The organism is Clostridioides sp. GD02377, assembly GCF_045899875.1.
GTDB classification, from domain to species: Bacteria; Bacillota; Clostridia; order Peptostreptococcales; family Peptostreptococcaceae; genus Clostridioides; species Clostridioides difficile_A.
Genome location: NZ_JBJODA010000023.1, coordinates 1 through 25,069 on the forward strand (window position 1 = coordinate 1; position 25,069 = coordinate 25,069).

Annotated in this window: 27 protein-coding genes; all 27 read right to left on the reverse strand. The window is 29.4% G+C overall.

The features are described 5' to 3' along the window. Positions 1-193: 193 nt before the first annotated feature. Complete coding sequence (locus Q3304_RS17690) at positions 194-388, reverse strand: hypothetical protein (RefSeq protein WP_054271985.1); 195 nt, start codon at positions 386-388, stop codon at positions 194-196. A gap of 308 nt (positions 389-696) precedes the next feature. After that, entirely contained in the window at positions 697-2,226 is a 1,530-nt protein-coding gene (gene lysS / locus Q3304_RS17695; protein WP_407815141.1) for a lysine--tRNA ligase, read from the reverse strand. Positions 2,227-2,240: 14 nt separating this feature from the next. After that, on the reverse strand, positions 2,241-2,720 hold the full coding sequence (gene greA, locus Q3304_RS17700; RefSeq protein ID WP_054271987.1) for a transcription elongation factor GreA: 480 nt from the start codon (positions 2,718-2,720) through the stop codon (positions 2,241-2,243). 108 nt (positions 2,721-2,828) lie between these two features. After that, positions 2,829-3,797, reverse strand: a complete 969-nt coding sequence (gene dusB / locus Q3304_RS17705) for a tRNA dihydrouridine synthase DusB (protein ID WP_054277779.1) — start codon at positions 3,795-3,797, stop codon at positions 2,829-2,831. Positions 3,798-3,935: 138 nt separating this feature from the next. Next, positions 3,936-4,706 carry a type III pantothenate kinase gene (locus Q3304_RS17710; protein ID WP_021386477.1) on the reverse strand — a complete coding sequence of 257 codons (771 nt, stop codon included), beginning with the start codon at positions 4,704-4,706 and terminating at the stop codon, positions 3,936-3,938. An 18-nt stretch (positions 4,707-4,724) separates the two neighbouring features. Continuing rightward, positions 4,725-5,315: an ECF transporter S component gene (locus Q3304_RS17715; protein ID WP_021386471.1), complete on the reverse strand. Its 591-nt coding sequence runs from the start codon at positions 5,313-5,315 to the stop codon at positions 4,725-4,727. A 183-nt stretch (positions 5,316-5,498) separates the two neighbouring features. Then, the gene (locus Q3304_RS17720) at positions 5,499-6,467 is read right to left on the reverse strand and encodes a P1 family peptidase (RefSeq protein ID WP_407815142.1); all 969 of its coding nucleotides are present in this window, start codon (positions 6,465-6,467) and stop codon (positions 5,499-5,501) included. Then, positions 6,460-7,437: a biotin--[acetyl-CoA-carboxylase] ligase gene (locus Q3304_RS17725; RefSeq protein ID WP_054271990.1), complete on the reverse strand. Its 978-nt coding sequence runs from the start codon at positions 7,435-7,437 to the stop codon at positions 6,460-6,462. The genes Q3304_RS17720 and Q3304_RS17725 overlap by 8 nt, the downstream gene beginning before the upstream one ends. A gap of 299 nt (positions 7,438-7,736) precedes the next feature. After that, a complete protein-coding gene (gene ftsH, locus Q3304_RS17730; protein WP_407815143.1) occupies positions 7,737-9,704 on the reverse strand; it encodes an ATP-dependent zinc metalloprotease FtsH in 1,968 nt (655 codons plus the stop codon). Between the two features lie 33 nt (positions 9,705-9,737). Beyond that, complete coding sequence (tilS, locus tag Q3304_RS17735; RefSeq protein ID WP_054271992.1) at positions 9,738-11,126, reverse strand: tRNA lysidine(34) synthetase TilS; 1,389 nt, start codon at positions 11,124-11,126, stop codon at positions 9,738-9,740. Between the two features lie 182 nt (positions 11,127-11,308). Further along, on the reverse strand, positions 11,309-11,737 hold the full coding sequence (locus Q3304_RS17740) for a DUF1934 domain-containing protein (RefSeq protein ID WP_054271993.1): 429 nt from the start codon (positions 11,735-11,737) through the stop codon (positions 11,309-11,311). Positions 11,738-11,753: 16 nt separating this feature from the next. Beyond that, on the reverse strand, positions 11,754-12,560 hold the full coding sequence (murI, locus tag Q3304_RS17745) for a glutamate racemase (protein WP_054271994.1): 807 nt from the start codon (positions 12,558-12,560) through the stop codon (positions 11,754-11,756). 200 nt (positions 12,561-12,760) lie between these two features. Further along, positions 12,761-13,246, reverse strand: a complete 486-nt coding sequence (locus Q3304_RS17750; RefSeq protein ID WP_054271995.1) for a cell wall hydrolase — start codon at positions 13,244-13,246, stop codon at positions 12,761-12,763. A 50-nt stretch (positions 13,247-13,296) separates the two neighbouring features. Then, positions 13,297-13,956 carry a stage II sporulation protein R gene (gene spoIIR, locus Q3304_RS17755; RefSeq protein WP_054271996.1) on the reverse strand — a complete coding sequence of 220 codons (660 nt, stop codon included), beginning with the start codon at positions 13,954-13,956 and terminating at the stop codon, positions 13,297-13,299. A 144-nt stretch (positions 13,957-14,100) separates the two neighbouring features. Continuing rightward, positions 14,101-14,781 carry a GntR family transcriptional regulator gene (locus tag Q3304_RS17760; protein WP_223195706.1) on the reverse strand — a complete coding sequence of 227 codons (681 nt, stop codon included), beginning with the start codon at positions 14,779-14,781 and terminating at the stop codon, positions 14,101-14,103. Next, a complete protein-coding gene (gene ispE / locus Q3304_RS17765) occupies positions 14,765-15,655 on the reverse strand; it encodes a 4-(cytidine 5'-diphospho)-2-C-methyl-D-erythritol kinase (RefSeq protein ID WP_407814920.1) in 891 nt (296 codons plus the stop codon). The genes Q3304_RS17760 and ispE overlap by 17 nt, the downstream gene beginning before the upstream one ends. Positions 15,656-15,772: 117 nt before the next feature. Further along, entirely contained in the window at positions 15,773-17,323 is a 1,551-nt protein-coding gene (locus Q3304_RS17770) for an SPOCS domain-containing protein (RefSeq protein ID WP_054271999.1), read from the reverse strand. A gap of 92 nt (positions 17,324-17,415) precedes the next feature. Continuing rightward, on the reverse strand, positions 17,416-17,682 hold the full coding sequence (locus tag Q3304_RS17775) for a Veg family protein (RefSeq protein WP_009892135.1): 267 nt from the start codon (positions 17,680-17,682) through the stop codon (positions 17,416-17,418). A 147-nt stretch (positions 17,683-17,829) separates the two neighbouring features. Continuing rightward, positions 17,830-18,690, reverse strand: a complete 861-nt coding sequence (gene yabG / locus Q3304_RS17780; protein WP_407814919.1) for a sporulation peptidase YabG — start codon at positions 18,688-18,690, stop codon at positions 17,830-17,832. Between the two features lie 83 nt (positions 18,691-18,773). Then, positions 18,774-19,712 (reverse strand): dipeptidase, encoded by a 939-nt coding sequence (locus tag Q3304_RS17785; RefSeq protein WP_054277782.1) that lies wholly within the window; start codon positions 19,710-19,712, stop codon positions 18,774-18,776. Positions 19,713-19,821: 109 nt separating this feature from the next. Next, the gene (locus Q3304_RS17790; protein WP_054272001.1) at positions 19,822-19,983 is read right to left on the reverse strand and encodes a hypothetical protein; all 162 of its coding nucleotides are present in this window, start codon (positions 19,981-19,983) and stop codon (positions 19,822-19,824) included. Between the two features lie 9 nt (positions 19,984-19,992). After that, on the reverse strand, positions 19,993-20,490 hold the full coding sequence (locus tag Q3304_RS17795; RefSeq protein ID WP_407814918.1) for an SEC-C metal-binding domain-containing protein: 498 nt from the start codon (positions 20,488-20,490) through the stop codon (positions 19,993-19,995). 115 nt (positions 20,491-20,605) lie between these two features. After that, positions 20,606-21,316 (reverse strand): UPF0489 family protein, encoded by a 711-nt coding sequence (locus Q3304_RS17800; RefSeq protein WP_407814917.1) that lies wholly within the window; start codon positions 21,314-21,316, stop codon positions 20,606-20,608. A gap of 144 nt (positions 21,317-21,460) precedes the next feature. Continuing rightward, on the reverse strand, positions 21,461-21,991 hold the full coding sequence (locus Q3304_RS17805) for a hypothetical protein (protein ID WP_407814916.1): 531 nt from the start codon (positions 21,989-21,991) through the stop codon (positions 21,461-21,463). Between the two features lie 16 nt (positions 21,992-22,007). Next, positions 22,008-22,238, reverse strand: a complete 231-nt coding sequence (locus Q3304_RS17810) for a hypothetical protein (RefSeq protein ID WP_054272005.1) — start codon at positions 22,236-22,238, stop codon at positions 22,008-22,010. A 14-nt stretch (positions 22,239-22,252) separates the two neighbouring features. Next, positions 22,253-23,647: a sodium:solute symporter family protein gene (locus Q3304_RS17815; RefSeq protein ID WP_054277784.1), complete on the reverse strand. Its 1,395-nt coding sequence runs from the start codon at positions 23,645-23,647 to the stop codon at positions 22,253-22,255. 127 nt (positions 23,648-23,774) lie between these two features. Further along, positions 23,775-25,028, reverse strand: a complete 1,254-nt coding sequence (locus Q3304_RS17820) for a nitrate/nitrite transporter (RefSeq protein ID WP_054272007.1) — start codon at positions 25,026-25,028, stop codon at positions 23,775-23,777. Positions 25,029-25,069 lie beyond the last annotated feature (41 nt).

The following is a 25,069-nucleotide window of genomic DNA, read 5'->3' on the forward strand; positions in this document are numbered from 1 at the left end:
TTCATGTTTGCCCTTTTCTTAAGGACAAGTAATACTATATCATCTTAAAAATGTTTCGTCAACACTTTTTCAATATTTTTTTATTTTTTATTTCTAAAAAGGTTATAACTCTTTGTTTTTTTTAATAAATTTAATTAAAACTAATAGATATAACCCTTGATATTACAAGCAATACCTGCATATATAGTTTTACCTATTTTGCAATTTTATTTTCATAAGAATATGAATTAGCTCTGACTCTATCTGCCCAAACATTTATGCTCTTAACTTTATTAACCTTAGTTGTACTTTCAAAGATATCCATTGCATCTTTACAAAAATATACCATAACATCAAGAACTAAAAATCCAACACAGAATAAACATAAAAAATCAATTACTTGAAACATCAGACATTCCCCCAATAATTTTTTATATATAGTATTCTCAGAAAATATTCCTTTTACCTTCTCAAAAATTATTCTAAATATTTTCATAATAAATTACTTTCAATCATATTTTCTAAATATAAAGTCTCAATCAACAAAAATTAATATCATTTTTTAATGTTTGTTGGTAATTTATAAATTAAATATCTAAAAAGTAATTTGTCACATATAAAAAGCATTCTACAGTAACACTTTAAATAAAATAAAGCTATTTATTGCTAATTTAACAGCTATACTTAATTTAAAACTTAGTAGAATGCTTATATTTTTTAGTTCTCTTCTTCTTTATTTAGATTATTATCAATAGGTTTCATAGTAGGGAATAATAATACATCTCTTATAGATGGAGAGTTAGTTAATAACATAATTACTCTATCTATACCGATTCCTAATCCTCCTGTAGGAGGTAAACCTACCTCTAATGCTTTTAAGAAGTCTTCATCCATTTCAAAGGCTTCATCATCACCTAATTCTCTTTTTCTCAATTGGTCCATGAATCTTCCTTTTTGGTCAATTGGGTCATTAAGTTCAGAAAACGCATTAGCTAATTCCCATCTATTGGCAAATGCTTCAAATCTATCAGTTCTTCTTGGGTCTTCATTATTTCTTTTAGATAATGGAGATACTTCAACTGGATGATGAGTTATAAATGTTGGTTGGATTAACTTATCTTCTCCAAACTCTTCAAAGAAAGCATTTATTACTTCTCCTCTTCTCATTCCAGGTTTTATTTCTATACCTTTTTCTTTAGCAACTTCTAACGCTTCTTCGTCTGTATCTATAGTAGAAAAATCTACCCCAGAATACTCTTTAACACACTCTTCCATGCTCATTCTTTTCCAAGGAGGTGTAAAGTTTATTTCTGTTCCTTGATAGTTAATTATCATGCTTCCTGTAGCAACTTCTGCCATATGTGCGATAACATTTTCTGTTATTTCCATCATATCAGTATAATCAGCATATGCTTGATATAGTTCTATTGCAGTATATTCAGGATTGTGTTTTAAATCCATACCTTCATTTCTAAACATTCTTCCCATTTCATAAACTTTATCAAATCCACCAACAATAAGTCTCTTTAAGTATAATTCATTAGCTATTCTTAAATACATTGGTATATGTAAAGTATTATGGTTAGTTATAAATGGTCTAGCATTTGCTCCACCTGCTATAGTATTTAATATTGGAGTCTCAACCTCTAAAAATCCTCTATCATCTAAGTATGTTCTCAATGCTTTTAACGCTTTTGTTCTAGTTAAAAAAGCATTTTTTACTTCTGGATTTACTATTAAGTCAACATATCTTTGTCTATATCTTAATTCTTGGTCTTTTAATCCATGATATTTTTCTGGTAGTACTTGTAAAGATTTACATAGTAATACTACAGATTTAGCCTTTACAGATATCTCACCCTTTTTAGTTTTAAATATTTCCCCTTCAATTCCAACTATATCTCCAATATCATATGTTGAAAATACACTATACTCTTCTTCCCCTATAGCATCTAATCTTACATAAGATTGAATTCTTCCTTCTTGGTCTTGAATATCTATAAAACCAGCCTTACCTTGTATTCTCTTACTCATTATACGTCCTGCTATTTTTGTAGTTTTACTTTCAAGAGAATCAAAGTTATCTTTTATCTCAGTAGAATAATGAGTTCTATCATATCTACTTTCTTTAAAAGGGTCTCTATCTGATTCTTGTAATTTTTTTAGTTTATCTCTTCTTACTTGAAGTACTTCACTAAGGTCTTCCTGAATTTGTGCTTCTTCATTGCTTTGTTGATTATTTTTCATTTTTTTCCTCCAGATTATCTTCTTATTTCTAATATTTCAAACTTAGCAACTCCATCAGGAACTTGCACTTCTACAATCTCTTTTACAGCTCTACCTAAAAGTGCTTTCCCTACAGGAGACTCGTTTGATATTTTACCATCATATGGGTCTGCTTCTGTCGAACCAACTATAGTATATTCAACATCTTCATCAAATTCTAAATCCTTAACTTTAACTATTGATCCTATTGTGACAACATTAAGGTCTATTTTGCTTTCATCTATGATAACAGCTTTTCTAACCATATTTTCTAATTTTAGAATTCTTTCTTCAACTTGTGCTTGTTCCTTTTTAGCTTCATCATACTCAGCATTTTCAGATAAATCACCAAAAGATATAGCAACCTTGATTCTCTCTGCAACTTCTTTTCTCTTTACAACCTTTAAGTTTTCTAATTCTTCTTCTAATTTATCATATCCCTCTTGTGTCAATAAAAACTCTTTATTTTCTTCCATTATAAATACAACTCCTTCACAGATTTCTTAGGAATTTTCCTAATTATATTTTAAAAATTTTATAATCTTTTTTTAATTTATGCGCTATATTATAAGTCACTATTATTTTTATGTCAAGGAGTCTTCCATATAGTACTCCAATTTCGACACAACTTCTTGATAGTCTTCTATTTTGTTAATTTCATCCCTTAATCTTGCAGAATTCCTAAGTCCTTTTAAATACCAAGCGATGTGTTTCCTCATTTCTCTTACAGCTACATACTCTCCATGCTCTTCTACTGCAAGTTTTAAATGCTTAATGGCAGTACTTATTTTTTCGTTAAGAGTTGGCTCTGGCAAAATCTCACCTGTATTCATATAATGATTTATTCTTTTGAATATCCATGGGTTACCTTGAGCACCCCTACCTATCATTATAGCATCACAACCAGTTTTGTCTAACATATTTATTGAATCTTCTATTGTAAATACATCACCATTTCCTATAACAGGTATGTTTAAATTTTTCTTAATTTCTGCGATTATATTCCAATCTGCTTTACCTGTATAAAACTGTTCTCTAGTCCTTCCATGTATCGCTAGAGCACTTATTCCACAAGCTTCTGCTATCTTTGCTATTTCAACAGCATTTACACTATTATCATCCCACCCTTTCCTTATCTTTAAAGTTACTGGCTTTTTTGAATTCTTCACCACTGCCTTTAATACCTTCTCCGCGAGCTTAGGATTTTTCATAAGTGCTGACCCATCTCCATTTTTAACTACTTTTGGAGCTGGACATCCCATATTTATATCGAGAATCTCATTTGAATAATCATTCATTATCTCTGCTGCTCTTCCCATAAAATCTGGCTCTGAGCCAAATATCTGAACAGCTACTGGATGTTCTTCCTCTTCTATCTTAAGCATTTTTTTAGTATTTTCATCATCATAGCAAAGTGCCTTACCATTTATCATTTCTGTATATAAAAGTCCACAACCTTGTTCTTTACAAATTAATCTAAATGGTAGGTCTGTTACTCCTGCCATAGGTGATAGAAAAACTTTATTTTTCAATTCTAAATTTCCTATTTTCATTGCTTTTCTCCTATTTTTTTCCTTTATTTTACGATTTGATTTTAAAGTTCATATTTCCTCATTATAATATACCACATAAAGCTATGAAACTATCATAAAAAGGGAATTGGATATATAACCCAATTCCCTGTATATTAATTATTCTTGGTTTTTTTCATATATTATTCTTAATCCTTCTAGTGTTAAAAAACCATCTACATAATCTATACTTTTTGTCTCTGAAGCAATCAGTTTAGCTAATCCACCTGTAGCTATAACTTTAACATCATCACAATTTAATTCTTTCTTCATCATGCTTATTATTTTATCCACTAAACCAACATATCCATAAATTATTCCAGATTGCATAGCTGATACAGTACTCTTACAAATAGTCATACCTGGTTTAGTTAATTCTACTCTAGGTAATTTAGACGCACTTTGAAATAATGCCTCACTAGATATTTTTATTCCTGGCGCTATTGTTCCACCTAGATATTCACCTTTTTCAGAGATAGCGCAAAACGTAGTTGCTGTTCCAAAGTCAACAAGTATACTTGGTGCTCCATATTTTTCTATTCCTGCTACAGCATTAACTATTCTGTCTGCTCCGACTTGCTTTGGATTATCATATTTTATATTTAGACCTGTTTTTATGCCTGGACCTACTATTAATGGATGTTTTTTACAGTATTTTATACAAAAGTTTTCAAGAGAATGCATAACATTTGGTACTACAGATGATATTATCACATCATTAATAGAATTTATATCCACATTATCATACTCAAATAAGCTACTTATTAGGATTCCATATTCATCAGATGTTTTTTCTCTATCTGTTTTAATTCTCCAATAATTAACTAATTTATCACCTTTATATATACCTAAAACCATATTAGTATTTCCAACATCAAATACTAGAAGCATATGTCATTAACCTTCTTTCTATTTTTTGCTTTTCTTAAGTACAGTGGCAACGGCAGCTACTACTAAAGCTCCTACTATTGCTTCTGGTACTCCATTTGCTGCGGCAAGAGCCATTATTACTTTTCCTGCTGAACCACTTTGACCCATTGCATGAAGATATTTGTCAGCATATAAGACATATATCATTCCTAAAACTCCAGCTGTATTTAACAAGGAACCTATCGCTCCTGTAATTAAACCTGATATGTATACCTTATTTGTAGCCTTAATTATTAATTGATATACATAATAAGCCAATATACCTATCATAACTCTTGGTAATATTGAAACTAACGGATTTATAAAAACAAAGGATGTTATGGTTGGATTTATTATAGCATTTAAGAGACTTGATACTCCAAATATAAACCCTATTGCACCCCCAACTATTGGCCCCTCTATAATAGCCCCAATAATAACTGGTATATGCATTATAGTTGCTTTTGTAGGTCCAACTGGAATAAATCCCAATGGAGTCATAGATAGCATAATAGAAATAGCTGATAGTACTCCTATTATAGTCATTTTTCTTACATTTACTTTTCTTACTGATGCACTTGTGTTCATCATAAAAAATACACCTCCGTTCCAGCTCATAACGATGCCGGACTACTTAATTTTTTTGTTTTTCGGTCTTTTTTCTTATATTTCTGAGTCAGGCTACCATTCTAGGATGCCCGCTCTAACAAGAATAATTTTATCAAGACGAATTACTATTGTCAACAATTTGACAAGAAAAATATGCTAATTTCATCATATTTCTCGTTTTTTTACTATATCTTTATACGCTATTATATTTTTTACACTATCTGCTTTTTTCACCGCATTTATTATACTTTTTTCTACTGCTTCTACAGCTAATGAACCTAATAATGTTATATCTGTTTCTATTTTTCCTGTTGATATTGTGAATATTGTATCTCCATCATGAGGTGTGTGAATAGGAAAAATGGCTTTTGCATAACCATCATGCCCCATTTGAGATATCTTTTTACATTCAGCTTTAGTTAACTTAGCATTTGTTGCAATTACTCCAATTGTAGTATTATCTATACTAAATCCACCTTTACTTTCACCTTGTTTCATTAGCTTATATGTATCAATAGTCTCTGTCTTTTTATCATTTAAAGCCCCTGCTATAACCTTACCATTTTCATAAACATCTCCAAGAGCATTTACAGCAACCAATGCAGATACAATTAGACCATTATCCAATTTTATGGAATAACTACCTATACCACCTTTCATGGCATACCCTTGGCCTCTTATCTTTCCAACAGTGGCTCCACATCCTGCTCCATAATTTCCTTGATTTAAAATATCCTTGCTTGCGACTTCACAAGCTCTATAACCCATTTGTAAATCTGGTCTACACTTAAAATCTCCTGCTCCCAAATCAAATAACACTGCTCCAACAACTATAGGTACTTTTCCTACACCTACATCAAATCCAATTCCTTTTTCCTCTAAGTATCTACTTACACCACAAGTAGATTCAAGACCATATGCAGAACCACCAGCCAAAACTACTGCATGAACTTTTTGAACCATATTCACAGGGTCCAATAAATCGGTTTCTCTAGTCCCTGGAGCAGAACCTCTTACATCAACACCACAAGTAGCTCCTTCTTCACATATTACTACTGTACATCCAGTAAGACCATCTCTATCCTCCACTTGCCCAACCTTTAGACCTTCTACATCCAAAATACTATTATACATATCCCTTCTCTCCTCTTATAGAAACTTCACCTGAAATGATTTCTTTTACATTTCCATCACTGCTTTGAACTAACAAATTTCCATCCTCATTTATGTCCATACATTTCACTAATTCCTTATCATTACCTTTTAATACATATATATTTTTATCTATAATTGCAGAATAATCTCTACACATTTTTAAAGTTTTTTCTCTAGAGTTATTTACAATATAATCTAAATACAATTTTTCAAATTCAGTCAATACATTTCTAACAATATCTACTCTAGATAATTTATATCCTTCTTTATATAGTGATGTAGCTTTCTCAGCTATTTCTGGTTCAAAATCCATTGTCTTAACATTTATTCCAATTCCAAGAACAACATAGTTTGTTCTTTCAATCTCAGCAGATAACTCTGTTAATATACCACATATTTTTTTACCATTTAAAATAACATCATTTGGCCATTTTATTAGAGTATTTGCTCCTAAATTATTTAAAGCCTTTGTTACACTTGCCCCTGCTATTAAAGTTATAAATGGTGCTTTAAATGGTTCCATATCTGGTTTCAAAATAATGCTCATCCAGACTCCTTCATGAGGTTTAGAATCCCAGTTTCTTCCCAATCGACCTTTTCCCATATCCTGATGTTCACTTAAAATCACAGTTCCATCTATATTATTTGTAGCTATTCTTTTTGCATATTCATTAGTTGAATCTATAGTTTCAAGATGTATGACATTCTTTCCAATAAACTCTGTATTTAATTTATAGTAAATATTCTGGGGACTTAATAAATCAGTTGGGTTTTCTGATAATCTATATCCTTTCTTATTTACAGACTCTATATTATATCCTTCTTCTTTTAGAGCCTTCATATGTTTCCATATAGCTGCACGTGATACTCCTAATTGTTTTGATAATTCTTCTCCTGAAATAAATTCAGATTTATTATTTAATATAATTTCTATTATCTTATCTCGCATATTTCACCTCTAATATGACATGATTTCATGACTTATTTTCTTCTAATAAATAATTATACATTATTCATAGACTTTTAATACTATTAATTTCAAATTTCCTTTTCAATATGTTATCATAATCAGATTTATATTTTATGTAGATATTTTACTTAAACCTTTGTAAAATAATAAAAAAACTGAAAGTATCAATCAAATTAACACCTGCAAATATACTCTGCTCAGTAATTTAATATTATACTTTCAGTTTTAGTATTTAATCCATAACAGATAATAATTTTAAAATGACCAATATTTTAAAATTATTTATCTTCATCAGATTTATTATCTAAATTTTTATTTATATCAATAACATTGTTTCTTTCTTCATCTTTTTCTAATTTTATAGTTAGTTGTTCTTCAACTTCTTTAGGCGAATTTTCCTCTGTAATTGCATTTTCAATATCATTTAGTGGTAATTCTTTATTGAACGCTTTTACAAATTGTTCTGCATCTAAAGTTTCATATATAAGTAAGGCTTGTGCCACATACTCTAATCTCTCCATATTTTCTTGTAGTATACTTCTTGTCTTATCGTATGCACCATCAACTATACGTTTTGTTTCTTGGTCTATCTCAAAGGCAACTTCTTCAGAATAATTTCTCTTACTTGAAAAACTATTACCTAAGAACACTTCATCATCACTATCAAATGACATTGGACCAAGCTTAGAACTCATCCCATATTTTGTTACCATACTTCTTGCAGTAGCTGTAACTCTTTCTAAGTCATTTGAAGCACCTGTAGATACATCTTTAAGTACTAACTCTTCTGCTACTCTACCTCCAAGTAAAACTACAATATTTTCTTTCATTTCATTTTTTGTAGCATAGAATTTATCTTCAACAGGAAGCTGCATTGTAAATCCTCCAGCTCTTCCTCTTGGTACTATTGTAACTTGATGAACAGGACTTACCTCCTCAAGTACATGAGCACAAACTGCATGCCCACCTTCATGATATGCTGTAAGTCTTCTTTCTTTTTCACTTATTACTTTTGATTTTTTAGCCACACCTGCTATAACCTTAGTTATAGCTTCTTCTATAGTTTCCATCTTAATTTTCTTTTCTCTTTTTCTAGCTGTCAATATTGCAGCTTCATTCATTAAGTTCTCTATATCTGCAGGAGTAAATCCTGGTGTTCTTCTAGCTAATACATCCATTTTAACATCATCACTTAGTGGCTTATTTCTTGAATGAACTTTAAATATAGCCTCTCTTCCTTTTACATCTGGTGTACCAACAACAACTTGTCTGTCAAATCTTCCTGGTCTAAGTAATGCTGGGTCAAGTATATCTGGTCTATTTGTAGCAGCCATGATTATTATACCTTGGTTTACTCCAAATCCATCCATTTCAACTAGAAGCTGATTAAGAGTCTGCTCTCTTTCATCATGACCTCCACCAAGACCTGCACCTCTTTTTCTACCAACTGCATCAATCTCGTCTATAAATATTATGGCTGGAGCACTTTTCTTAGCTTGTTCAAATAAATCTCTTACTCTCGAAGCACCAACTCCAACAAACATCTCAACGAAATCAGAACCACTTATACTAAAGAATGGAACTCCTGCTTCCCCTGCGACAGCCCTAGATAGATATGTTTTACCAGTTCCAGGAGGACCTACCATAAGCATACCTTTTGGTATTCTTGCACCCAATTCAATATATTTCTTAGGATTCTTTAAGAAGTCTACTACTTCCTGTAAATCTTCTTTTTCTTCATCTAATCCAGCCACATCCTTAAATGTAACTCTAGTTTTTTCATCATCTTTATGAACCTTAGCCTTTGATTTACCAAAGCTCATAACCTTTCCGCCTCCACCTTGAGACTGATTCATAAATACGAACCAAAGAATTACCATAAAGAATATTAACAGTAATGTAGGCAACATTTCGACAAACCAAGGTGTAGATGGCTTAGCTTCACCACCAAAAGTTAGTTTCCCAGCTTTGGCTTGGTCTAACACCTCATCTGCAAGTTTATTTCCCATTACTTCTGTTGGAACATATGACTTAAACTTTGTATTTGTATCTTTTATAGTACCTTCCACCGAAGTTTGATTTACAAAGTATAATCTTGATATATTCTCATCGGTTAATTCTCTATATACTTCAGAGAATTTTAAATCTTTTATTTTTTCTGTAGGCTTACCTGAGAATTGAACTATACCCACTATAATTATAAAAACAAGTAGATAAAAACCTGCCCCTTTTAGCAACTTATTCAATATAGAAGCCCTCCTTTCATACATTGCTTTGCTCTATAATTTGTTAAAATTAATTTTTAATACTTCTTTTGTGTTCTCATCAATTTTATAATTCTCACTGATTTTATAATCTCCAACACATATTATCCCTTCACTATCTGCGACTATAGGAATTTTGCATCTTTCTTCTCTTGGGATTTTTAAATCTATGAATAAATCCTTCACTTTTTTACTTCCCATAGCAAGTTTTATCTTATCACCTTGCCTTCTGCTCCTTATTACTATACCCCCTTTTACCTTATTAAAATCAAACCCTTTAGATGAATTGTCTAATTTCATACTCTTATACCTATCTATACTCATTACTTGGGTCTCAATAATTTGTTTTGATTCTTTTATTTTAATAAACCCATTACTAGGTACATTGTAATAAAATTCAATCTCCTCATTAACAATTTCCTCATTGGTTAATATTATACTGTCTTTTTTTCTATAAACAAATATATTTCTTGGAAGAGTTAACATTTTATTTACTTTTGAATTATCCTCTAAAGACATTATATCCTCTATATGTCTCTGGTCAACAAAATTAGTATCTCCTAGTATATGTTTTATAGAATTTCTAAGAACCCTAACTTTGATAGCATCATGTAAGCAAATAAAATCGTCTAAATTTATCTCTACAAAGCCCTTTTCTTTTACACTTGAAACTTCTATAAATTTAGCCTCTGCCTCTTTCTCAATATAATCGTTATCAATTTTTAAACTATTGCTCATCCTCACTATAGATTCTATTACATTTGAATTAAAATTATCCTTCATATATGGTAAAAGGTCTAACCTTATCTTATTTCTAGTGTATATATTCTCTAAATTTGTTTTATCTATTCTAGGATTTAAATTATAAGCTTCACAATAATCCTCTATATCACTTCTTTCCACATCTAATATTGGTCTAATTATACAATTATCTCTAATATAATCAATTCCTTTTAAACCTGTTAGACCTGTTCCTCTCATGATACGCATCATAACAGTTTCAGCTTGGTCATTAAGATTATGACCTATGGCTATCTTATTAGCTTTAATCTTATCCTTAATTTCAAAAAACATTTCATATCTTAATTTCCTTGCTCCTTCTTCTAATGACACTCCCTCATTTTCACAATATTTTGGTACATTAATAGACTTTACAAAGAATACAATTCCCATTTCCTCACAAAGTTTAGATACATATAATGCATCTTTTTGAGCTTCTATCCCTCTTATCTGATGATTTAAATGTGCTGCATATATTTCTATATTAAAATCTTGTTTTAATCTATTTAGTACATGCAATAAACAAACCGAATCAGGCCCTCCAGAAAGACCTAAAACTATTTTATCGCCTTTTTGTATTAAATTATGTTTATTTATAGTACCTAGTACCTTATCAAATATCATATTTATCCCTCTTACACTTAGTTTTATTCACTTTTAAGTATACTTTCTATAAAAAAACGCTAAACCCTTGTATCAATTTTAAGAAATTAAAGTTTAATATAAATATAATAATACCAAATAAATTAAATAAAAGGTAGTTTTTTCACTACCTTTATAAAATTTCTAGAAAATAGCTATAGTTATTATTTAATACCTATGTATATATCTATTTTATTCCTACCTAAAAATAAATCTTGTATCTTTATATTATAGTCTATTTTCAATTTTATGTGTTCCCCTTCTTGTATATTTATATCCAATTCCCTTGTATTAATATCAATTAATAAAGTACCTTGTGGGGTCACATATTTTGTAGTGCTATTTTCTCCACACTTAAACAACATTGTTGAATTAATAGCACCAAATTTTTTGATACTAACTTTATCTTTAAGTATCTTTATAGTATTAGTTATCTCTATATTTTCTTCTTTTTCTTTGTAAATAACATATATTCCATCATTTTTATAAAAAATTTTACCAAAGGTAGTCATCTCTATGGTGTCCATATTTCCTTTTTCATCATACTGTCTAGTATTTATACTTATTTTTACACTCAACGATTTTCCCTCCATAGATTCTTCATATACGCTAATATTTTTGTATTTCTACTTTTTGAATCTTATCAATCTTTTTCTTTAAGAATTCTCTTGCTATATCCGAAAACTTTTCATGTATGTCTGATACATAATATTGATATGCTCCATGAACTTCTTTGTTATTTATCATATTTTGTACTTCTAAAATAGTCTTTAAATCTTTAGCAGTCTCTTTAGCTGGGTTAACCAGTTTTATATGTTCTCCAACTTCTTCGCCTATTGTTCTCTTCAAAATAGGGTAATGAGTACATCCTAATACCAAAGAGTCTATATTCTTTTCTTTTAATTCTTGTAAATATATCTTTGCTGTTAATTTAGCTACTTCTGTATTTGCCCATCCTTCTTCAACAATAGGTACAAATAAAGGGCATGCTTTGTTAACAATTTCTATGCTTTCATCTATTTTAGATATTTCTAAATTATATGCTTTTGAACTTATAGTTCCCTCAGTTCCTATTATTCCTACAATTTTGTTTTTTGTAGAACTTACAGCAGTTCTAGCTCCTGCTTCTATAACACCAATTATAGGTATATCATATTTTTCTTGGGCTTCTTTTAAACTCCTTGCAGTAGCAGTATTACATGCTATAACTATAGCTTTTACATCTTTAGTCTTTAGAAAGTTTATAGCTTGAAACGTATATTTAATTATGGTTTCTTTAGATCTTGAACCATATGGTATTCTGGCAGTATCTCCAAAGTATATTATATCCTCATTTGGTAATATTTTCATTATCTCTTTTAGAACTGTTAATCCACCTAATCCTGAATCAAAAACTCCTATTGGCTTATTACTCATCTTTATACAACACCTACTTTACATTTTTGTGTTTAACAACAACTTATTTATCGCTAAAATTTATATTTATATTCATAGTTAATATATTATTACCTAAATGATTATTATAGTTTATTTTACACAAAAAATAAAGGAGCTATCTCAAATTAGAAAATAATTTCTAGAAAAAGACAACTCCTTTCACTACTCAAAATTTATATTTATTTTGCAAACACATGATTTCCTATTCTCATATATGGACTTAGTCTATTTATCCATTTGCAAGTGGCTATTTCTGGATTCCAGAAATATACTGCTTTATTAGTTGGGTCAGTTCCATAAAGTGCATCTTGAGCTGCTTTACATGCTGAATCTGTTGGTGCCATATTTATCGAACCATCAAGCACAACTGAGAACGCATTTTTTTGATATATGACTTCTTCTATTGTGTCTGGAAATCTAGGGTCCAATATCCTATTTATTACTACAGCTGCTACAGCGACCTGTCCCTCATAGCTTTCTCCTCTAGCTTCTCCTGCAACCAACCTAGATAATAGCATCAAATCGTCATTAGATAAATTTATGACTTCCTTCTTTGCTATATTTTCTTCTTTTTTATTTATTTTATTAACTTTCTCTGCTGGTTCATATGCAAACACCTCTTCAATAGGCATAAATATACAAGTAAAAGCTAATAGTATAGCCATCAGTTTACTCCACCTGTCCATGATTAAAACCACTCCTTAAAATCTTATTTTTAGAACTTTTTCTCTAAATCTTTTACTACTTCAAGTACCTTAAACTTAATTTTTACTCTACTTGTTTTCTTTGGTGTATCTTGTTTTATCAACTTATATTCTTTATCTGTTAATACTTCTTTCAACTTATCATCTGTAGATTTATCTATCACTCCATTAGATTCATCAACAAAACATAATGGAGGAAACATGACACACCACCAATTTTTCCCTTCACCTTTTCCAATGATAATTTTTAAAGCTTTATATTCACCAGCTGGAAGAACTATATTAGAATATTGTTTAGTAGGAAAATTACTATATTGTATACCTACCTTTACACTGTAATTATATCCATTTTCAAGAATAATATTTTTACTTATTTCTTCCAAACTACTATATTCTCTTTTTATAATTGCTTCACTTTCTTCTATACTTTTTGAATTTTGAAGCTTAGGTTGTAGATATTTTATCACTTCATCTCTAACTTTTAATTTAAGTGCTTGGTCTTCATCTGTATTACTATTTGCTATAACATGAAATCTTATTAATTTATCTTTATAGTCTTTTGATATATTATCGACTTTTTTTACTTCACCATTTATTACTATTGTCATTATTGATATAACTGATATAAAACTTAATATTAATAATCCCAATCTAATCTTAACTTTTCTCACTGAAAATTCCCCCTTAAGATAAATTTATATCATCAATTATGTCCAATTTAATTTAATTTATTCATAATATTTTTTAATATTAATAAAAAAAGCTATTTTAAAATGATTATAATCATTTTAAAATAGCTTTTTTTACTTTATATTTTATAAGTCTTTATTAATCATAGCTTTATCTATCATAAACTGTTCTGCTTTTTCTATATGTTCAGTAGCATATTGCTTAGATAATTCACTATCTCCTTTAATTATAGCATCAAGTAAATATCTATGTTCTTCAACGATATTGTGCGATGTGTCATAATCAGACATGTAAGTAACTCTAAACCTATATACTTGTTCCCATAGTGAGTTTATCAATTGGATTAATTTTTTATTGTTTGTTGCTTTAAATATACATTCATGAAATTCTACATCAAGTCTTAATAATGAATCTACATCACATTCTAAAGTGCTTTTTTTAAAGTCTTCTGATATATCTTTAAGTTTTTTGATATCTTCATCACTGATTCTTTCAGCTGCAAGATATGCTGCTAAACCTTCCAAACTCGCTCTTACTTCTAATACATCCATAATATCTTTTAATGACATATTTGCTACATAAGCACCTTTTCTAGGCAACATAACAACTAAACCTTCTAATTCAAGCTTTCTTATTGCCTCTCTTACTGGAGTTCTACTTACTCCTAATTGTTCTGCTAGTTGTACTTCCATTAGCCTTTGACCAGGCTTTAATTTTCCTTCTAAGATTGCTTCTCTTAAATTCTCAAAAACTACATCTCTCAATGGCTTGTAATTATCCAAGTTCAGTTTAGTTAAATTCTCCACAAATTTCAACCCCTTTTTGACTGCTATTAACAACATATACCTGTTTATATTTTTTTAATAATTCTTTTTTTCCAATTAGAGCATCTTCTTTACTTTCAAATAGTCCAAAAACTGTAGGACCACTTCCACTCATCATAGAACCTAAAGCATTATTTTTCATCATGACTTGCTTTATATTATCTATTTCTTTATGTTTACTTATAGTAACATTTTCAAGAACATTTACCATATTTTCTGATAAAGCTTTTATGTCTTCAGACTTTAAACACTCTATCAAACATTTATTATTTGGTCTTTTTTGAATATTATTCAAATCTAAACCTTGATAAACTTCCTTAGTAGAAACAAATAAATCTGGTTTGCATATCAATATATTTATATCACATGGCAAACCTTTGATATTAGTTAGCTCTTCTCCAACTCCTTGAGCTAAAGCAGGTTGTCCTGATATACAAAATGGAACATCTGCTCCTAAATTAAATCCTATGTCTTTTAATTCATCTTCAGATAATTCAAGCTTCCATAATTGATTTAGACCTACTAATACCGCAGCTGCATTAGAACTTCCTCCAGCCATTCCTGCTGCTACAGGGATATTTTTTTCTATGAATATTTCTACACCTTTTTTTATATCAAATTTATTCTTAAGTATTTTGGCGGCTTTATAAACAATATTATCTTCATCTAAAGGAATATCTAAACTAGTGCTTTTTACCTTTATTTCATCTTCATTTAATCCTTTTAATTTTACTATATCGTATAAATCTATCGTTTGCATTATCATTTCAACAAAATGATAACCATCTTGCCTTTTTCCTAAGACATCAATGGATAAATTTATTTTTGCCTTACTTTTTAGTTTTATAAAATCCATTCTATCCTCCTTGTTTAAAGAATAATGCATCACTAACAATAATATTATACTACAAAAAATAAAATAATAGGGTATTATAATACCCTATTATACTTAATTACTTTAAATTTTTTAATATTAATCTACTAATACGACTTTTTTTTCTAAAATAAGACACTTGCCAGGCTTAATTGGTTCATCCAGTTTTATATCATTAAGCTCTGCAATTTCATTTTCTGTTGTATTGTATTTTTTTGCGATATTCCAGAAAGTATCGCCCTCTTTACATATATATACAATTATACTAGGAGCTTTAGACAAGTCATATACACCTTGGTCTTCACCTTTGATTATAAAGTTTTCTGCCTTCTTGTCTAGTGCCTCAGTAAATCGCTTAATTTTTATAACTAAATCTATTTGATCTCTATTTAAATCAACTTCAATTTTATCAATACATGCTGTATTAAACACAGATGCTGTATCAGTTAAGTTATCCATCTCTATATCATGTTCAAATGGAATTTCTTCACTAATTTTATAAACTAATTTTAGACCCTCAACTGGAACAAATAAAATCTCAACTTTTATAATCCCTTGTATAATACTTTTATTTTCTTCAATATAACTATTTTCTATAGACATAGTTGGACAAACGCTTACAATATCTTTTATTTGTATATCATCATTATCATTTCTTATGCCTTCTCTAACCATAAATGTCTCTTCGCTATTTCTTAGAGTCTTGTTTAATTGAATAGGCTTATGATCAAATTTTATTATTTTTTGAGGAGAATATGCATCTTGCAATACCTCTCTTGTCACTTCATCTGTAACTTTTACTTTACAAGAAGCCATACAATCTATTTCTAGAAGACCTGTATTACTTTCACTATTTTGTTTGAAGATATGATTGAAGTCTGACATAGACAACAAGACTTCTTCAATCATGCCATCACTAACTCCAGGCACCTCTACAAATTGAGTAAACTCAATACCTACTCTATCTAACTCTACAAGTTCACCCTCATATGTACAAGCTAATGGATTTATTTCCAATACTCCACCAATGATAACCTTATTATCAGTCACTCTACTTTCTTTTACTCTAATAGATGGATTTAAACTTATTATAGACTGAATTTCTTCTGTATTTATAGTTATAGTATCTCTTATAGAACTTTCTGCTTTTTCTATTCCAACTATATCTTGGAAACAAATTTCTTTTCTATGTTTCTGTATCCCCTCTACTTGTGATACATCTTTTACTATATCTAATCTTTGCTTTTCAAATAAACTTCCTCTTATATTCATAAGAGCTCCTACTTTGATTTTTCTCTCATTCATTATAGTACAATCCATATGCTCTACTTCTGAGAATAACATGTATTCCATATCTTGAACAACATTATCTTTCTCTATAACTTCGTTTATATCTACTTTTCCATCTACATTAGAAATAGTATTTTTATCATCTGCAATATAAATTACATTATAATTAAAACTTCCTCTACAAAGTATCTTCCCATCTGCCATTTCAATTTTTTTAAGTGATATGTATCCTTCTGTCTTTACGATTTCATATACATCTAATTTTTTGTCTGGTACTACCGCCTCCGCCTCAATAAATGTTTGAAATTTCCCGAAGTCTATTCTATTGTCAATCTTTATTACATCTTTAATTAATTCCATAGTTTACCTCCTTAAGTATTATAAAAGTATCACACTATATTTATATTTAAGGAGCAAAAAAAAAATTACACCTATTTTTAATAGGTATAATTTTAACTTATCTGTAATTTATCTTGATCTCTAAAAACTTGCAATTTTACATTAGATGTTAATAAATCTGAGTAACTATAAGATACCCTAGGATATCCATTACTTTCATCATCTAATTTTATAACGAACACGCTTGGATAAACTTTTTCTAGTATACCCTCTTTTGTAATAATCTGCTTTCTTCCTTTATTAGCTTTCAACAATATTTTCTTTCCTATATGTCTCTCTAAGCTTACTCTTATCTTATCTAGAGTTTGAACAGTAGCCACAATATCACCTTCTTTAACGTTTATATGTTTACATAATATCACATATAAACATTTTTGTCAAATGTTTAAACTAATTATTTTATATATTTTTTGCAAAAATGTCAATACTATTTTTGAAGATATACAGTATAATTATTCTATTTTTTTTTAATGCAATATTGTTTTTGGCATTGCCCATCTAAATTTGCCTCTTGTTTCAGAGCCACCAATCCCCTTAACACCTGTAATAGTCTGCTCTATAACCTCATCAATAGGCACTACTACATCGATTCTTGAACAAGCAATTTTCTCCACTACAAAAACTGGGTCTAAAGCATGTATCATTATTCTTCCAGGTGAACTTGCATAATTTGCTCCTGCACTTATTATTTTTTCATAATTTGATTGGCATGCTCCTGCAAATATAACAAGATTATCCAAATTTGGTTGCCATTTACGTGCTTCTTTTACTGTTTTCATAAAGTTCAGAGAGTTTCTATAGTTACTCATATCTTCTATATCGCCTCTTTTTATTGTCATTGCATCATGACCTGTTATTACTAGTATATCCGGATTATATTTTTCTAGCAGTGCTCTTACTTCTTTATATTGATTTTGTTCTGAAACTGCCACTCCTACAGCAGGTATTCCAAGTTGAGCATATACATCCAAACAAATTTTTAAATATTCTTTATCTCCATCTATCTGTAATACTTTTCCAGGCATTCCATATGTGTTAGGATTTAATTGAAGTTTTGGAACTGCTCTTGTCATTCTTTTCTGTCTTTCTTTAGCTTTTCTTACTGACTTATATAATAAATTTTCTACATTTTTATCTATTAATATATCTTTTATATCAGGTGCTTTTACTAATTCTAAATCATCAATATAAGCATCTGCTATTACTCTAAATGCAATTCCCTTTAGTATAGCTATTCTTTCATTATTTTCATCTACACCAAAAGAGACTATTTTAAATACTATATCTTTGTTATGTGACTTTCTAGCTACAATGTCTCCTACCTTCATAGTTAAACCTCCAATAAATTTTTATCTTAGTTTATACTATGTTCGATATAAAACTTTGTTTCCTAATGTCAAAAAAACATTTCTTATAATACTTCTTTTATCACTCTTAAAGCATTTTTATAGTATATCTTTTCTATATCATCTTCACTAAACCCTTCTTTTTTTAGAGGTTCATATAATTTACCCATCTGAGATATATCCTCAATCTCAACCTTTGAATCTATTCCATCAAAATCTGAGCCTAGAGCTACAACATCTATTCCTCCAACATTTACAATATGTTTTATATGTCTTACCATATCTTCAAGCTTACTTTCGCTTTTATCACTTAAAAACAAATGGAAAAAGTTTATACCTGTAACTCCACCTTTATTTGCCAATACTCTAATCATATCATCAGTTAGATTTCTAGAATGATTCATCATTGCTCTTGAATTAGAATGTGTAGCAATTATTGGTTTAGAAGAAATCTTAGCAATTTCATAAAATCCACCATCTGAAATATGTGAAACATCCACTAACATTCCCAATTCATTCATTTTATGTACTACTTCTCTTCCAAAATCAGTGAGACCTTTTTCTCTATACTCTACTTTATTATGAGGAAAACTTAATTCATTCACATGATTCCAACTTATTGTCATCATTCTAACCCCTAAATTGTAAAATTTCTTTAAATTCTCTATCTTACCTTCAAGTACTGCTCCCTCCTCAATAGATAAAAGTGCAGTAAGTTTTCCTTCTGATTGATTTTTCATAATCTCTTCATAATTAGTAGCTAAAGCTATTACATCACTATTCTTTTTCATTTCCTCATGAAATTTATTTGCCATGCTCATACAATAATCAAAAGGATGCTTTACTTCTTCGGTATCAACAAAAAGAGCAAATGTTTGAGCTAACGAATCCCCTTTTTTCAATCTGTCTATATCAACAGAATACTTGTTAGACTTAAGTTCACTTGTTTCTACATTTTCCATTAGCTTTGCTATAGTATCACAATGTAAATCAATAAATTTCATATTTATACCCCCTGTATATTTTATATTTATATCCAAAAATAGAAATAGTTGTCCTTATAGACAACTATTGACAACTATTTTTTAATATTCTTTTTTATATTACTTAATCTTATTCCTCTTTTAAGTTGGGTATTACTCTTTTAACTTCTTCAATTTGATGCCATGTTTTATCTATATCATTTTCACTAATATATTTTTTTAAATCAGTTAAAGATGTAAAATCTTTAACTGATAAATTGTCATCATCGTCTGCAAATCTTAAAATAAACATAAGACTACCTTACTTCCCACAACATTTCTTATATTTTTTACCACTTCCACATGGGCATGAATCATTTCTTCCTATTTTTGCTTCTTTAACTACTGTTTTAGATTTTTTGTACGCTTTTATTATTTCTTTTCTTTGTTCTGCTGGTAATATTTCTTCCCAACCTTGTAAATTATATAGCCAATGAGCTTCAACAGTCACCATATTGTTATATAATTTTTCCCAATCTATTTTTATAGAAATCTCTTTATCAGCTTCTACATCTTCTAAAACTATATCTTCTTTTAGACTTTCACTGATTCCATCTATGAATCCCATGAAAAATTCATTAGTAGTTCCAAATTTTTCAGCCAATTCACTTACTTTACCTTCAACAACATCCATTTTATTGTTTAATATTTCATTGTATATTCCAGCTTCAATTTTTAAATATTCTTCCCAGAATTTTACCTCTGCTTCTTGATTTTCATGATTATCGCTTAAATTTCTCCATTCAGTATATAAACTCATACTTTTTTCCTCCTAAGTAAATCTATATTTTTATAGTTTTTATAGTATAAAATCTTTTGGTTAGATTGTAAGTTTCTTCTTTTTGATTATACCATATTCTATTTAAAGTTAACTCTTATATTATATCATAATTAAACAATTCTTTTAATACTTTTATAGCATACTCTTGGTTTATAAAGTAAGGGCTTGTGGCAATTGTTATGACTTTAGCTTTTTTAATTAAGTTTTTTATCTTATCCAGTTTGAAATCAAACGGTATGTAATCCATATCACTTGAAAATATATCCAAATCTATATCGAGAACAAACTCTGGCTCTATATCTAAATCAAATCCATATAAACTATCTATTATTATTAATTCCGAGAATATTTTATGTTGCAATGCTGGTTTTATAAAGCTTCCTACATTTAAAACCTCATTTGTATACCTAAATACATCTTCTATATTGTTTATATCTACATCATAGTTATCAGGTTCTCTAGTATCCTTATGTTGGTCTACATGTACTAACTTGCATCCTCTTGTAAATTCATCATTCATCATAGATTTTAACCAAAAATAAAATGCATGATTATGATTATCAAATACATATATTTTTTTATTTCCCAGGACATATTCGACCATATTCTCCAATCCTATTGCTTTTATTTCCTCATTTTCATCTACTTCATTAAAAACTACTTTATTACCCAACTTTACATCATCTAATGTGCCACTTATAAGTTTTGGTACATATATACTCTTATTATCTCTTTTATCATATGAAAATACATTATTTCCCATTGGCTTTTCTATATAAAATCCATTGTATTCATAATTTTGCATAAGACTTAATTTCCTCCATTTTTATAATCTGTAAAACTTAAAATGCACTTATTGCAAATCATATTATCTACTATAGAAGACATCTTATACAACTAAATATAACATCTTCCCTTAATATGTATTATACAATAAGTGCAAAATATTTTACATTCCTATAACAAAGCCATCAGCTTCAATTGGGAGATAACTAACTCTTGTATTCAATTCGACTTTTCCAAAAAATACTACCCAGTATGGCCTAAAAATACTTTCGATTTTAACTATTTCAATCTCTGGAATTCCTCCCATAAACCTATGAGTTAACCTCATAGCCATCTTATTTGCCTTTGCTCTTACTCTTCTTTCATCTTTATCACTATATTGTACAATATTACAATCTACGTTTTTAACAATTTCACACACTGGCAACTCTTGCACTATACTACCAGAACCAGTAGAACCATTCACCAAAATTTTCAATTCATTTATATTATTAGAATGCTTTTTCTTCATAAAAATAGATTTATTTTTATGAATTTTAAGCGTAACAATTTTAAACTCTATATAGTGAAGTCTAACTTCATGAGTATCCTTATTCTTTAATATCAATTTGCTAATTAAAGAGTTTTTTCCACTTTTAGCTATATCTATAGCTTTATCTTTTGTAATTTTTATAGGTAACGCTCTTATATCCATAAAATCATTCTCTTTCTTATTTTTTTCTTGTCATTTTTAGAACTCTATATATGTAATCAAAAAATATTATAACTACAACTGTCATAACTCCATATGGAATTATCTTGCCAACTATAATATCATTTCTAGTCACTATACCATAAAATATAAATCCTGTTATTAAAAAGTACAATAATACTAGAAAACCATCTATCCCAAACCATTTTATTTCTAAATCTTTTTTTACCTTAGACACTAATTTAGACATAGCAGTTTCTCCTTTTATAGATTATTTTGTGTATTTAAATTCTTACCTATTCTATTTCCAATCATCCATGCAATAAATGAAAGAGGTATAGCCACTACAAGAGGCTCTAACTCAAAGCTTTGAACTGGGAATATTTTAAAGTAACCAAAAGTCACTCCTCCTACAATCATTCCTAAAATACCACCCATAGATGTTCTTCTTCCACTTCCAAGAAGTCCACCTACTATAGGTACAAATGCAGAACCCATCCAAATACTTCCTACAAATATACATGCATCATATACATTTTCAAATCTAAACGCTACACTAAGTCCCATAACTGCTGCTAAACATACACCTATCCTAGTAAATTTTACTAATTGTTTCTGAGATAACTCCTTTTTAGTAATTCTTCCATATATATCATTGGCTAATGTAGCTCCTGCTGCTAGATAATAACTATCTAATGTTGATACTATAGAACCTAAAATTCCTATTATGAATATTACTCTTATTCCTTGTGGCAATGTCTCCAAAACTAAAGTTATATACCCAGCGGCTGGTGCCATTTCTGGATAAGTAGCTCTTACTATAAGACCTGTCATAGTTAAAACCATATCAAAACATATCCATAGTGAGAAACAAGTTAATAAGGCTCTTCTACCAACTTTAGGAGAGTCTGCTGCCGAAAATCTCTGATAAAAAGTTGGGTCTGAATAAGCTCCAAAAGAATATACAATTAGCATCAGTGCTTTCATCGCTGACATTCCTTTTGTAGGATGCATAAGCTGAGGCGCATCTTTAAGTGCTTCTGTAAGCCCTTGGAAACCTCCTATTTGTTCAAATTGACCTGGCATAACCATAGTTAGACCAAATACCATGCAGAAAAATAATACCATATCTGTAATGGCAACTCCCATAAGTCCACCAAGTACTGTAAGTACAACGACTACAACTACCATTATTAGGCCTATCAATTCTTTATCTATTCCCCAAGCTACATTACCTATAGTTCCCATAGCTGTTATTTCTCCAAGTTGTGCACAATATATAAACATTAAGATTGCACCAATTATAGCAACATGTTTCCCATAAAAACTTTCTAATAAATCAGGAACTGTTATATTGGTTCTTATATGGATTCTTGGTCCAACCCATAATGCTAAAGGCATTCTTCCAATATGTGCAGCTATTGACCAAACTGCCCAAGCAGATATCCCATATATAGCCGCATACTCCACACTACCTACTGTACCAACTCCCCCATACCATGAGGCAACTAAAGTACCTACTATCAATGACCATGGTAAACTTCGATTTCCTAGGTAATAGCTCTCCATATCTTTTACATTTCTAGAAAAATAATAACCTATCCCTAATAATATAAATGCAAATATAACTATAATTCCATTTTCCCACAATGTTAACATATCTAATCTCCACGTTCTTATATTTTAATTTTCCTTCTTTAATATTTAAATATGAACAACTCTACCCATTTTCATAAAAAATAGGTAGAGTTATATAATAATTATAAGTATCTAATCAGTCTTGTTATTAAGCAATCTTGTTATTCAAATTCTTATTTTCTTTTTTATTTATTTTATTTAGAGCATAAGTAGCAAATATACCTATAACTGCACACACTACAGATAAAATGAATATATAAGTATATCCTGTTTGTCCATATTTGTCTAACCAATTACCTGCTACAGTGTAATAAAATGCGTCTGGAGAAAATCCTATAAATGAAGCAAATCCAACTACAGCTCCTGTAGTTTCTAAAGATATATTAGATTCTGAAACAGATGCAAAGTATATACCTCTAAATCCAAATAAGATTACACTTAGTATTATCATATTTATTACAGCTATCCATATAAATCCCGCTCCTTTAGGAATTACCAAGTAGGCAGCTGTACTTACTGTCATTAGTATAAATCCTACAAACATTACTCTTATAGATGAACCCACTTTATCTGTTATGACACCAGCAATAGGAGATGCTCCCATTTTTATAACATAAGTTCTAATTATTGATAGAGCTGAAACTAGAGTCATTGGCATTACATAAACTTCTGATAAATATGGGCTTAAATAAGTTAAACTTGAGAATACTAGATAAGTTGAAAATATTATAAGACCAATTAACCAAGCTTTTGGCATTGTAACTACTTTTAATAATGACTTAATGCTTAGACCTTCATCTGATGCTCCAGTATCTTTTTTCTCTTCTACTAAGAAGAATAAAAGTATACCACATATTATAGATGCTGCAGAATATAACCATACTACATATTTGAATCCTATTGTTATTTCAGCAAATTTACCAAAGAAGTAAAGACCTATAAAAGAAATTAATGTACCTGATACACCTGATAATCCTTCATAAAAACCAAATATTCTACCTTGCTCTGATTCACTTCCTTGCATTCTAACAATTTTAACAGATGCTGAGAAGAAAGTTAATATTGTTGTGAATCCCCATAATACAAATATTAAAAGTATCATACTATATGATGGGAATGTTGAAAAATAAAACCCTAGTAACCCTGAAGTGATTAAAGAAAAAGTTATCAGCTTTCTAACTGAGAATCTATCCGCAAACCATCCTCCTATAAAATAAGATACCATTCCTACTAATCCGTATAAACTCAATAAGTTCCCTATTTGTGTATGACTCAATGCTAAAGCTTGTTGCATTGGGTCATAAAATGATGATTTCATATATGGTAAACTATACATAGCTGTTGTTCCAAATGCCAATATGAATATTATTAGAAATCTTTTAACATTACTTTTGTTCTCCATTGATTTTCTCTCCTTAAAATTTTTATTTATAAGTTTATGCA

Bases quoted from the DNA above. Each gene is read 5' to 3' on its own strand.
- Q3304_RS17690 (WP_054271985.1), bottom strand. From the start codon at position 388: ATGTTTCAAGTAATTGATTTTTTATGTTTATTCTGTGTTGGATTTTTA.
- lysS (WP_407815141.1), bottom strand. From the start codon at position 2,226: ATGAAAAATAATCAACAAAGCAATGAAGAAGCACAAATTCAGGAAGAC.
- greA (WP_054271987.1), bottom strand. From the start codon at position 2,720: ATGGAAGAAAATAAAGAGTTTTTATTGACACAAGAGGGATATGATAAA.
- dusB (WP_054277779.1), bottom strand. From the start codon at position 3,797: ATGAAAATAGGAAATTTAGAATTGAAAAATAAAGTTTTTCTATCACCT.
- Q3304_RS17710 (WP_021386477.1), bottom strand. From the start codon at position 4,706: ATGCTTCTAGTATTTGATGTTGGAAATACTAATATGGTTTTAGGTATA.
- Q3304_RS17715 (WP_021386471.1), bottom strand. From the start codon at position 5,315: ATGATGAACACAAGTGCATCAGTAAGAAAAGTAAATGTAAGAAAAATG.
- Q3304_RS17720 (WP_407815142.1), bottom strand. From the start codon at position 6,467: ATGTATAATAGTATTTTGGATGTAGAAGGTCTAAAGGTTGGGCAAGTG.
- Q3304_RS17725 (WP_054271990.1), bottom strand. From the start codon at position 7,437: ATGCGAGATAAGATAATAGAAATTATATTAAATAATAAATCTGAATTT.
- tilS (WP_054271992.1), bottom strand. From the start codon at position 11,126: ATGATATTTGATAAGGTACTAGGTACTATAAATAAACATAATTTAATA.
- Q3304_RS17740 (WP_054271993.1), bottom strand. From the start codon at position 11,737: ATGGAGGGAAAATCGTTGAGTGTAAAAATAAGTATAAATACTAGACAG.
- murI (WP_054271994.1), bottom strand. From the start codon at position 12,560: ATGAGTAATAAGCCAATAGGAGTTTTTGATTCAGGATTAGGTGGATTA.
- Q3304_RS17750 (WP_054271995.1), bottom strand. From the start codon at position 13,246: ATGGCTATACTATTAGCTTTTACTTGTATATTTATGCCTATTGAAGAG.
- ispE (WP_407814920.1), bottom strand. From the start codon at position 15,655: ATGGATTTTATAAAACTAAAAAGTAAGGCAAAAATAAATTTATCCATT.
- Q3304_RS17770 (WP_054271999.1), bottom strand. From the start codon at position 17,323: ATGGAATTAATTAAAGATGTAATAAAGATTGACAATAGAATAGACTTC.
- yabG (WP_407814919.1), bottom strand. From the start codon at position 18,690: ATGAAGGTAGGAGACATTGTAGCTAGAAAGTCACATAACAAAGATATA.
- Q3304_RS17785 (WP_054277782.1), bottom strand. From the start codon at position 19,712: ATGAAATTTATTGATTTACATTGTGATACTATAGCAAAGCTAATGGAA.
- Q3304_RS17790 (WP_054272001.1), bottom strand. From the start codon at position 19,983: ATGTTTATTTTAAGATTTGCAGACGATGATGACAATTTATCAGTTAAA.
- Q3304_RS17795 (WP_407814918.1), bottom strand. From the start codon at position 20,490: ATGAGTTTATATACTGAATGGAGAAATTTAAGCGATAATCATGAAAAT.
- Q3304_RS17800 (WP_407814917.1), bottom strand. From the start codon at position 21,316: ATGCAAAATTATGAATACAATGGATTTTATATAGAAAAGCCAATGGGA.
- Q3304_RS17805 (WP_407814916.1), bottom strand. From the start codon at position 21,991: ATGGATATAAGAGCGTTACCTATAAAAATTACAAAAGATAAAGCTATA.
- Q3304_RS17810 (WP_054272005.1), bottom strand. From the start codon at position 22,238: ATGTCTAAATTAGTGTCTAAGGTAAAAAAAGATTTAGAAATAAAATGG.
- Q3304_RS17815 (WP_054277784.1), bottom strand. From the start codon at position 23,647: ATGTTAACATTGTGGGAAAATGGAATTATAGTTATATTTGCATTTATA.
- Q3304_RS17820 (WP_054272007.1), bottom strand. From the start codon at position 25,028: ATGGAGAACAAAAGTAATGTTAAAAGATTTCTAATAATATTCATATTG.